11 protein-coding genes are annotated in these 9951 nt (G+C 42.8%); 6 read left to right on the plus strand and 5 right to left on the minus strand.

Translation table 11 applies throughout. From position 1 onward, the window contains the following. The first annotated feature begins 10 nt into the window (after positions 1-10). The 3 genes from AC1DLI_RS30275 to AC1DLI_RS30285 all read left to right on the plus strand — a co-directional run bounded on the left by AC1DLI_RS30275 (position 11) and on the right by AC1DLI_RS30285 (position 2359). Positions 11-1210: a ZIP family metal transporter gene (locus AC1DLI_RS30275; protein ID WP_477608762.1), complete on the plus strand. Its 1200-nt coding sequence runs from the start codon at positions 11-13 to the stop codon at positions 1208-1210. Between the two features lie 24 nt (positions 1211-1234). Further along, on the plus strand, positions 1235-1411 hold the full coding sequence (locus AC1DLI_RS30280) for a twin-arginine translocase TatA/TatE family subunit (RefSeq protein WP_477608764.1): 177 nt from the start codon (positions 1235-1237) through the stop codon (positions 1409-1411). A gap of 294 nt (positions 1412-1705) precedes the next feature. After that, positions 1706-2359 carry a FusB/FusC family EF-G-binding protein gene (locus AC1DLI_RS30285; RefSeq protein ID WP_477608766.1) on the plus strand — a complete coding sequence of 218 codons (654 nt, stop codon included), beginning with the start codon at positions 1706-1708 and terminating at the stop codon, positions 2357-2359. Positions 2360-2520: 161 nt separating this feature from the next. Here the strand turns inward: AC1DLI_RS30285 and arsC are convergent, their stop codons facing one another. From arsC to AC1DLI_RS30300, 3 genes are read right to left on the minus strand one after another with little or no spacing between them, the layout of a single operon-like run. Then, positions 2521-2943, minus strand: coding sequence for an arsenate reductase (thioredoxin) (arsC, locus tag AC1DLI_RS30290; RefSeq protein WP_477608768.1), 423 nt, complete (start codon positions 2941-2943; stop codon positions 2521-2523). 25 nt (positions 2944-2968) lie between these two features. Continuing rightward, positions 2969-4261: an arsenic transporter gene (locus AC1DLI_RS30295; protein ID WP_477608769.1), complete on the minus strand. Its 1293-nt coding sequence runs from the start codon at positions 4259-4261 to the stop codon at positions 2969-2971. 50 nt (positions 4262-4311) lie between these two features. Beyond that, entirely contained in the window at positions 4312-4626 is a 315-nt protein-coding gene (locus AC1DLI_RS30300) for an ArsR/SmtB family transcription factor (RefSeq protein WP_477608791.1), read from the minus strand. 236 nt (positions 4627-4862) lie between these two features. Between AC1DLI_RS30300 and AC1DLI_RS30305 the strand changes: the two genes are divergently transcribed. The 3 genes from AC1DLI_RS30305 (at position 4863) to AC1DLI_RS30315 (ending at position 7646) form a co-directional block, all read left to right on the plus strand. Beyond that, on the plus strand, positions 4863-5312 hold the full coding sequence (locus tag AC1DLI_RS30305; RefSeq protein WP_477608771.1) for a MarR family winged helix-turn-helix transcriptional regulator: 450 nt from the start codon (positions 4863-4865) through the stop codon (positions 5310-5312). A 56-nt stretch (positions 5313-5368) separates the two neighbouring features. Beyond that, positions 5369-6172, plus strand: coding sequence for an arsenite methyltransferase (locus AC1DLI_RS30310; protein WP_477608773.1), 804 nt, complete (start codon positions 5369-5371; stop codon positions 6170-6172). Between the two features lie 259 nt (positions 6173-6431). Then, positions 6432-7646 carry a chromate transporter gene (locus AC1DLI_RS30315; RefSeq protein WP_477608775.1) on the plus strand — a complete coding sequence of 405 codons (1215 nt, stop codon included), beginning with the start codon at positions 6432-6434 and terminating at the stop codon, positions 7644-7646. Between the two features lie 51 nt (positions 7647-7697). Here the strand turns inward: AC1DLI_RS30315 and AC1DLI_RS30320 are convergent, their stop codons facing one another. After that, positions 7698-9593, minus strand: a complete 1896-nt coding sequence (locus tag AC1DLI_RS30320; protein WP_477608777.1) for a copper resistance CopC/CopD family protein — start codon at positions 9591-9593, stop codon at positions 7698-7700. A gap of 71 nt (positions 9594-9664) precedes the next feature. After that, on the minus strand, positions 9665-9951 hold a 287-nt coding region (locus AC1DLI_RS30325), incomplete at its 5' end, for a PCYCGC motif-containing (lipo)protein (RefSeq protein WP_477608779.1).

The following is a 9951-nucleotide window of genomic DNA, read 5'->3' on the forward strand; positions in this document are numbered from 1 at the left end:
GGAGTATGCAGTGCTAACTGGAAATGTAATTAAAAAGTCGAATAAACCGAAGCTTTGGCTGCTGGGCGTTCTGCCGCTGCTGCTGTTAGCTGGCATGGTTTCGATTATAGCTACTTGGGGCACCGGCGTAGAAGAACAACAGGCAGCGCCGATAGAAGTGCTAAATATTGAACGTATCATCTTAACAGATGAAGGATTTGAAGTACGTATACTTAATTCCGGACCCAAAGAGCTGACAGTCGCACAGGTTGTGGTAGATGGAGCTTTCTGGAATGCTGCTTTTTCACCAAGCGCGACGATCGGACGATTTGACAGCTCTACCATATCGATCCCTTATCCTTGGGTAGAGGGAGATCCGCATGAAATTAAACTCATTACCTCGAATGGACTAATCTTTATTGGTGATGTAGCTGCGGCAATAAAAACTCCGGCTGCAGATACCAATCGATTTCTCCAATACTCGCTGATCGGTTTTTATGTGGGAGTAGTTCCCGTTGGTCTCGGTTTGTTGTGGTATCCCTTCATGCGGCGATTTTCTTCAAAAGGAATACAGGCCGTTTTGGCATTTACAGTAGGGCTTCTTTTCTTCCTTGCGGTTGATACCATTCAAGAAGGCCTTGAGCTTGGTGCGGAAGCGCCTGGCGTGTTCCAAGGATCGGGTCTCGTTTGGTTCGGAGCATTGCTCAGCTTCTTGTTCCTACTTGCAATTGACCAAACCCATTCGAAGAAAGTTCTGAATGCCGAAGATAATGGTAAGCGGGTTTCGTACAAAATCGCAGGAGGAATCGGACTGCATAACCTCGGGGAAGGGCTCGCGATTGGAGCTGCATTTGCGGCAGGCGAGGCTGCGCTCGGCACCTTTCTCATTATTGGTTTCACGCTTCACAACATTACGGAAGGGATCGGGATTGCTGCGCCGCTGCTGAAAGCAAAGCCAGCCATGAAGACTTTCCTAGCGCTTGCTGTTATAGGAGGCGCACCGGCTATTATAGGCACATGGATAGGTGGATTTGTATTTAATCAGACATTGGCGGCACTGTTCTTCGGTATTGGAGCCGGAGCAATCATTCAAGTCATCTATGTCATATTCAAAATGATCATAAGAGATGCGAAGGCTTTAGGAACGGCCACCGTATCTTGGATTAACTTTTCAGGATTGCTGCTGGGAATGCTATTAATGTATGTTACGGCCCTCCTAGTTAACTTTTAAAATAGACATGAAGGAGAGATGGGAATGCCGATGAATATTGGTGTAGCCGGAATTGTGTTGCTTGTTATTTTGGGCTTACTGCTATTTGGACCGTCGAAATTACCTCAGTTAGGGAGAGCCTTCGGGGCTACCTTGTCGGAGTTCAAAAGAGGAGCAAAAAGTTTAGTCGACGACAATGAAAAAACCGAAAAGGATAAGTAAATATTATCTCGTATCATTATCGATGGAATAGCCATCCGATTGCGCCAGATTACACATTGGAGGTTGCGGCACCGGCAGGATCCATTTTATAATTAAATAGAAATGGAGGCGATCAGAATGGCAAATCAAATTGCCTGTACTAGATGCTGCTCCTGCAAAGCCTAATAGAAGGGCGATACTTTGCACGGGGCCGGACTGAATATTTTCACCTTTTCGCCCAATTGAGCTCATATCGTTTCTAATAATAGGCTTTGCACCTTATATTTTTTAATAAAAATAAGGGGCTGAAAAGCAATGGTTCATCCATTTATTAGAAACCATCAATATAACTTGATAAAAAAACAGGTAAACCTGCTGCAAAATGCCTGCAATACCGTATCCGATCCAAAGGTAGTGGAAGCGGTCAGGACTAGCGCATCAGCTAAATTGATAGAAGCATTTCCGGAAGCGACGATACTTCAAAAGCATCATTTGGAGAAGCTTTCTTCGCTGAATAGAACGGAAGATTTCCAGCTGTATCTAAATTCCTTGGAGCCGTTGATGACGGAATTCGAACCAGTGTCGGTTGCGCAAATCAAGAAGCTGTTTCCAAAAGTAAAGAAGCTGAAGGTTCCTGATTTATCTGCCCTCGATTTTCGTTATGTGRCGTACATTGGTTGGACCGATATCGCGACGAATAAGATGTTTCTTTTGTATCATCTAGACGAACAGCTTATTGGCATCGAAGGAAGGTTTACCCGAGCAAACAAGAAAAGCATATGTTGTTTGTGTAATCGGCATGAAGAGGTTGCATTATTCTCATCGATCTCGAAATCGAGGCCAGCTAATGCATCACCTGACTATTACAAAGCGATTGGCAATTATATGTGCGTGAACAGCGACATCTGCAACAAAAACATTTCCGATGTCACCGTATTGGAAAGATTCATTAACAATCTATTAGGATAGCACGAAGCCCGGCGTTCCCCAAATGCGCCGGGCTATTTTTTATTTTCTGCTATTGAAACTTTTGGTACGATGAAATGTATTTATATATTCCATGTAACATCTAAGGGGAACGTACAGTCACTGCACTCTCGGCTGCATGCATTCTTTTGATGTTGGACATTTTATTGTCCTTCATTCACAAACTTCTCAATTCGAGCCTTAATAGAGTTGCGAACATTACGGAACTGATCCATAATTTCATCTTCGGTGCCTGTTGCTTTTGCCGGATCCTCGAAGCCCCAATGCCATTTCACGACATTTGGATTTGATATTACTGGACAATGTTCATCCGCATGACCGCAAAGGGTAATTACAAAATGAGCTCGATTCAAAATTTCCGGATCGATAACATTAGAAGAGTTTAGACTAATATCAACGCCTGCTTCTTTCATTACTTGAACCGCTCTTGGGTTCAAACCGTGAGCTTCGAGTCCAGCGCTTTTCACTTCGTACTGTTCACTGCCGAGGGCATTAAGAAAGCCATCAGACATTTGACTCCGGCAAGAGTTACCCGTACACAAGAAATAAACCAGTTTCTTTTCCATTTTGCAGATCTCCTTTGAAATTCATTTAGTGTATGATGCTAAGCCATAAATAAAGGCCAACAAGTGTAATAAATAGAACAGGCAGCGTAAGTACGATTCCAATTTTGAAGTAATAACCCCATGTTATCTTCACGCCTTTTTTGGAAAGGACATGCAGCCAAAGTAAAGTTGCAAGTGACCCGATAGGCGTGATTTTAGGACCTAAATCAGAACCAATCACATTGGCGTAAATCAGAGCCTCTCGCAGCACACCATTTGTATTCGTGCCCTGAATCGCCAGAGCATCAATCATAACCGTAGGCATATTATTCATTATCGAAGAGAGGATGGCAGCTATGAAGCCCGTGCCAATCGTTGCCATAAATAAGCCGTGTTCCGCTGTCCATTGAAACACATTGCTAAGCTGGTCCGTGAGTCCCACATTTCGCAGTCCATAAACCACGACATACATTCCAATAGAAAAGACAACAACTGACCATGGCGCTCCTTTGATAACAGCTCCTGTATGAATAGCCGGACTTTTTCGTGCCGCAATAATAAATACGATGGCGGCTGCGCCTGCAACGATCGATACTGGAATATGGACAAATTCACTTACTAGGTACGCAATTAGTAACACTGCTAAAACAATCCAAGATAGCTTAAACAAGCGCATATCTTTTATCGCATCAATTGGCTGTTTTAGCTGGCTAAGATCATAGCTCTTGGGAATGCTTCTCCTGAAAAATAGGAATAAAACTAGCAAACTTGCGCCAACTGCGAAGAAATTCGGAATAATCATCCGACTTGCGTATTCGGCAAATCCAATTCCAAAGAAATCGGAAGAAACAATATTGACCAAATTACTGACCACGAGCGGTAAGGAAGCCGTATCAGAAATAAATCCGCTTGCCATAATGAATGGGAGAATCATCCGTTCATCGAATTTTAAAGCTCTAACCATAGCAAGGACAATTGGCGTAAGAATGAGAGCAGCGCCGTCATTGGCAAAAAAAGCAGCGACGCCCGCGCCAAGCAGCACGACATAAGAAAACATAAGGTAACCATTACCTTTGGCAATACGTGCCATATGCAGAGCCGACCATTCAAAGAATCCAACCTCATCTAGGATGAGAGAGATCAGGATGACAGCAACAAATGCTAATGTTGCGTTCCAAACGATGCCGGTAACAACCCACACGTCATTAAAATCAACTACGCCAAAGAGAAGGGCGAGTACCGCACCACCAACGGCAGAATAGCCGATATTCAAACCTTTAGGCTGCCAAATGACGAAAAGCAAGGTAATAAGAAAGATAATGGATGCGATGACTAACATAACTCCTCCTAAAAGGTTTGCGAAGCAAACCTACATCGTAAGAATAAACTTTAACTACAGCAGTCGGGACTCAATTTCTTTAACTGGTCCTTCATTGAAGGCAGAGCTTCTAAGATTCCATGCAGGTAAGGTTTATCCTCAAAATTTAAAGAATAATAAATCCATTGTGCGCGTCTTGTTTCATTAACCAAACCGCCAACTTTTAACTTTCTTAAATGCTGGCTTATGTTGGGTTGTGTCGTTTCAAGAATCGTTACGATATCGCATACGCACATTTCTTTCTCTTTAAGCAGGGCAAGGATAGTAAGGCGAGTCTTGTCAGACAAAAGCTTCAACGTATCGGCCAGAGCGTCTATCGATTGAATATGTAATCACTCCTTTGAAGCATGGTATTAAGAAAAGATGATACGAAAGGAGGGGGATTCATCAAGGTCCGCACCTTCCATGGATTATTATACACAGCTGATTATATAAGTAAAGTATTATATTAGTGTAAACTTATATGCGTAGTTATAAGCAGCGCTAAGAAGGGACTTACATATAAATTATTAGTTGCAAAGTGCAATTATATAGTCTATGATCAAATCACGAGGTGAATCACTTGGAAAATGTTCGTGAACTATTTCAAATCATGACACGCAGATTTGGTTTTCTTAATAAAAACTGCTGTTCGGTAGGTGGCTGCGATATTTCTATTGTCCAAAGCCATATTCTTTACGAAATTGACCGTCAGCATAAACCGTCCATCCAGCAGGTCGCTGAGGCGTTAGGTACCGATATCACTACTTTTAGTCGACAAATCCAGTCGTTAATCAAAATGAATTTAGTGAAAAAAGCACCCGATCCGGACGACCGCAGGGTACATGTACTTTCATTGACGACAGAAGGTAAGTACGTGGCGACGACGATTGACCAGCAAATGAATGCTTATTTAAGTGAAGTCTTCGCACACATGAATGAATTTGAAAAAGAAACGGTCATTCGCTCCATTCAGCTACTGAATGATGCCATGGCTAAATCCAGCCAATGCTGTTCCACCCCAATCGGGTGATTTTTTTTCAATAATACTTGCATTTTGCAAACAAGAAAACTAGGGAGTGATGATTTATGGATCAGGTTAAAAACGATCATATTCGTCAGAATGTTCGTACGCGGTACAAGGAAATCGCTTTGCAGCCATTGGAAATAGAATCATGTTGTTCGCCAAGTTCAAGCTGTGCTGGATCGACTATTGATCATGTTGATGTTTCTGCCAAACTAGGTTATTCCGCCGATGAATTAAACGCGGTTCCAGACGGCGCAAATCTCGGACTTGGCTGCGGAAATCCACAAGCAATTGCGGAACTGAAACCAGGGGAAGTAGTGCTCGACCTAGGAAGCGGCGGCGGGTTCGATTGTTTTCTGGCCTCGCTTCAAGTAGGAGAAGGCGGCAGCGTGATTGGCGTAGATATGACGCCTGAAATGGTGAGCCGTGCCCGCGCGAATGCTACAAAAGGCGGTTATTTGAACACGGATTTCCGTTTAGGCGAAATTGAACATTTGCCTATTGCAGACCAGACGGTGGATCCCATTATTTCCAACTGCGTCATTAATCTATCACCAGCTAAGCAGCAAGTGTTCAATGAAGCTTACAGAGTCCTGCGCTCCGGCGGTCGTCTGGCAATTTCAGATATCGTTACGACCGCGGAGCTTCCTGCGGAAATTAAAAGCGATTTGGACGTATTGTATGCTGGGTGTATTTCCGGGGCTTCTTCGGTTAACGAGGTCAAGGCAATGTTAATCCAAAGCGGATTTATAAATGTGGTCGTGGAGCCAAAGAACGAATCTAAGACATTTATCAAAGACTGGCAACCGGGATCTAACGCGGAAAATTACATTGTCTCGGCTGTGATAAAAGCAGTTAAACCATAGTTACGGTCAAAACCAATAAAAAGCTCCTACAGCAGCAGGAGCTTTTAGTCATGACTATGATATGAAGTGTAGAGCTTTACATCATACTTTATCGGTTCCACCTCATTCCTTGAACGCGAGTTTGTTAATATTTTGTTAATGGGTTGTATGCAAATTATCCACCAGTTTACAATGAAATAAGCAATCGTTAGTATCTTTTGAAGCTGCCTGATTTTATCTAGAGTGGAACAAAAACAGATAAAAGGAGCAAACATGCTATATGGAAGTGAATCAAGAAGTGATTCCGCAGGACAAGAAGAAAGGGAAGATTGCAAACCTGCTAGAGGTTTTTAGCGTATCCTCGAAGCTCGGACTCACCTCGTTTGGAGGACCCATAGCACATTTAGGATATTTCCATAATGAGTACATACGCCGTCGAAAATGGATGGATGAACGAAGTTACGCTGATCTCGTTGCGCTTTGTCAATTTCTACCGGGACCAGCTAGTAGTCAAGTTGGAATCGGTGTAGGAATTGTACGGGCTGGGTTACTAGGCGGGTTAGTTGCTTGGTTAGGCTTCACGCTGCCATCCATCCTTTCATTAATCGCGTTTGCCTATCTGCTGCAGGGATATGACATCGGAAGTGCAGGTTGGATTCATGGATTAAAGATCGTGGCTGTTGCAATCGTTGCACATGCCATTCTAGGTATGGGACAGAAGCTTACGCCTGACCGCGAGAGAGTTACGATAGCGGTAATCGCTGCTGCGATTACATTATTTTGGCAATCGGCATTTTGTCAAATACTCATCATAGCTGCAGCCGGGCTTGTCGGGCTTTGGTTATACCGTAAGAAAGAAGAAGAAGGGACACCGGGTTTGCCTATAAATATAAGCCGTTCCTTTGCTATTTTCTGCCTCGCTTTGTTTTTCATTCTTCTTATTGCGCTGCCGGTTCTCAGACAATGGGGAGATATCGAATGGTTGGCGATGTTTGACAGCTTTTACCGATCAGGCTCTTTGGTATTTGGCGGAGGCCATGTTGTACTGCCGCTTTTAGAACGTGAAGTCGTTACTGCCGGGTGGGTAGGTGAGGCGGATTTTCTGGCAGGGTATGGTGCTGCGCAGGCGGTACCAGGGCCATTGTTTACGTTTGCTAGTTATCTCGGCACGATGGCCGGAGGCTTATCAGGAGCATTCGTTGCGACAGCTGCTATATTTTTACCGGCCTTTCTACTCGTTGCTGGAGCTCTGCCGTTTTGGAACAGTTTAAGGAATAATCCAAAAATCAAAGGAGCTCTGGTGGGGATCAACGCAGCTGTAGTTGGCATACTGTTGGCTGCACTTTATGATCCCTTATGGACTACCGCCATCCTGGAACCCAGCGATTTCGCCTTAGCCCTCATCTTGTTTATCATGCTTGTGTTTTGGAAGCTTCCGCCATGGCTAATTGTCATAACAGGAGCTGCAGGTGGAACGGTGCTAGGTTTTCTATAACAAATAATAAAACTGGGAAATGAACACTTTACGTTCATTTTCCAGTTTTGTTTAACCTTCTTTTTCAACTACAATTTCGTTCGGCATAGGACCAGGAACTTGAAGGGTGAATGGGGGATATTGAATCTTTTCGCCGTTCTTTTTGATAACTTCAACTTCCAATTCATAAATTCCGGCAGTGTGTAATAAATTCCCCGTAATTTTATATAATCCATCTCCAAGGTGAAATGCGTGGTTTGTGCCATTACTACCAAGACTGGTCTGTATGCTCACCTTCACATCGGCAATACTTTTGTCTTCGCTAAGTTGTATCGTTATATCGTTCCCACCTGGTTTTAGCGGGAATGCATCTACCTTTGCAGTAACCCCCGCAATGGTTTGTACGCGCGGTGAAATTTCTTGCAACGCTTCTTCTGGTGACAAATCTACTAAAACACCCGTAAACAACAGAATTATAATGGCGATGCTGAGCTCGATTTTTATATTTTTCGAGAATACGGCCACTAATGAATCTGTTAACTTTGTGAGAAGTTTCCGCTGCCAAATTCCGAAGAAGATAATAATTAGGAACAATAAAACTTTAACCAACAACATTTGTCCCCATTTACTTTCAATGAGACTTTCCACACTAAAAGAAKGGACATAACTCAGCGACATTAAGATTCCAGTGACTCCTGTTCCAACAAAACTCAGTAGTGCCCATTTAGAAAAAGTTTTTCCAGTTTCCTTCAACCAAGTCAGGGGACTTTCTAACGGCAGCATGGCGAATAATGCAACTAAACCACCAATCCAGATAGAAGTAGTCAATAGGTGTACGGAATCAAGTCCAATTGCTAAGAAGCCAACATAGCTCGGATCAGCAGAGTGACCCGTAAATGCCCAGCAAAGCAGGGCAACTAGTAGTAGAATCAATCGAATTTTTTTAAAGGCAAAGCTTACGACTACTAAACCGATTTGCAAAAGTGATATCCAAACAGTATTGAATCGTAGGAAATCATTAAACAATACGCCTGGGTGCTGCATCTTATAAATAAATAATTCTAACAAGATGGCCAACATGCTGACTCCAAACAGAGCGTTTGAAATAACTCTCCAACGCAGGAGATTACCGTTGCTTTTGGCGATTTTTAATTGAAAAAGAGTCCCGCCAAAAAGGGTGAGCAGCCCGAAATAACTCAGCCAATGGAAAACTTGAAGAACTCCAGTTTGATCCCAATCATTTTGGAGAGAAAGCTTGTCGTTATCACTCGTAATCGATGTGAACTCTTTGACTGCGAAATAGACGATGTGGATGCCTGTGTTATCGCCAATACTGGGATAGGCTTGTATAGAATAAGTGCCTGCAGGTAACCCGTTTTCAAGTTCTAGAATAAAATGTTTTGAATCGAGAGGGTCGACAATCGGTTTTTCTGTTGGAACAATCTGCTGTTTATCATTTAACAATCCAAAGAAACGCATCTCAATAGGTTCGTTAAACCAAAGCTCGATTTTTTTTGGTGAAGACTCAACAATGGTTCCGTCCAAAGGAGAAGTACGTATTAGTTCCAATCGATCAAACATTTCGTCAGGTGAAGACATAGACATTTTTATTTCAAATGAATATTTTTCTTTTAAGGAATGTCCGTCCAAGGCAACAACATCAATATCTACGGAGTATGTTCCCGATGGCAGATCTTTTATTAGATCCACATAAATATGACGATTATCAAATGGGTCTATTTGAGGTTTTCCGAATTGCACCTCTGTTTTTTTCTCATCGCGAACAATAACCGAGCTGCGATGGATTTGGACAGGATCTTTAAAATACAAATCGACTTTCGTTGGGCTCGATTCGAGAACAGCATTTACATTTGGGGTGCGTTTTTCAATGGGCGAATGGGCATATGCAGCAGAAACAGGAATGAATACGAATAGGATGACAAATAATACGGCCAATCGCTTTAACATAAATACCTCCGTAATCTCAAAATACTCTAAAAAACCACATTTACTCTTAGAGAGAAAATGTGGTTTTTATATCATGCCGGCATCGGTGTATCAGTGGAATCAGAGTAACCTTCTTTATAAGTCTCATCAATAAAATTTCGAATTTCTTTATCTGACTTGCCTTCCGATTTCATTTTTGCAGCTGTTACCGCGATCTCCATGCACACACCGCATCTTGTTCCGTGGTCATCCCACRCTACGGAACCGTCTTCGTTGACTTCATTTATAAAGCAATTTAAATTGCTCTTATGTCCGGCACTTTCACCGCAGCCACAATAACAGGGAATCCATTGCAACAAATCCGAAGCCTGTCCTGCAA

This window comes from Paenibacillus sp. 01T443, from assembly GCF_056398325.1.

Excerpts from the sequence above, each read along its gene's own strand:
- AC1DLI_RS30280 (WP_477608764.1), top strand. The coding sequence starts at position 1,235 with ATGCCGATGAATATTGGTGTAGCCGGAATTGTGTTGCTTGTTATTTTG.
- arsC (WP_477608768.1), bottom strand. The coding sequence starts at position 2,943 with ATGGAAAAGAAACTGGTTTATTTCTTGTGTACGGGTAACTCTTGCCGG.
- AC1DLI_RS30295 (WP_477608769.1), bottom strand. The coding sequence starts at position 4,261 with ATGTTAGTCATCGCATCCATTATCTTTCTTATTACCTTGCTTTTCGTC.
- AC1DLI_RS30310 (WP_477608773.1), top strand. The coding sequence starts at position 5,369 with ATGGATCAGGTTAAAAACGATCATATTCGTCAGAATGTTCGTACGCGG.
- AC1DLI_RS30315 (WP_477608775.1), top strand. The coding sequence starts at position 6,432 with ATGGAAGTGAATCAAGAAGTGATTCCGCAGGACAAGAAGAAAGGGAAG.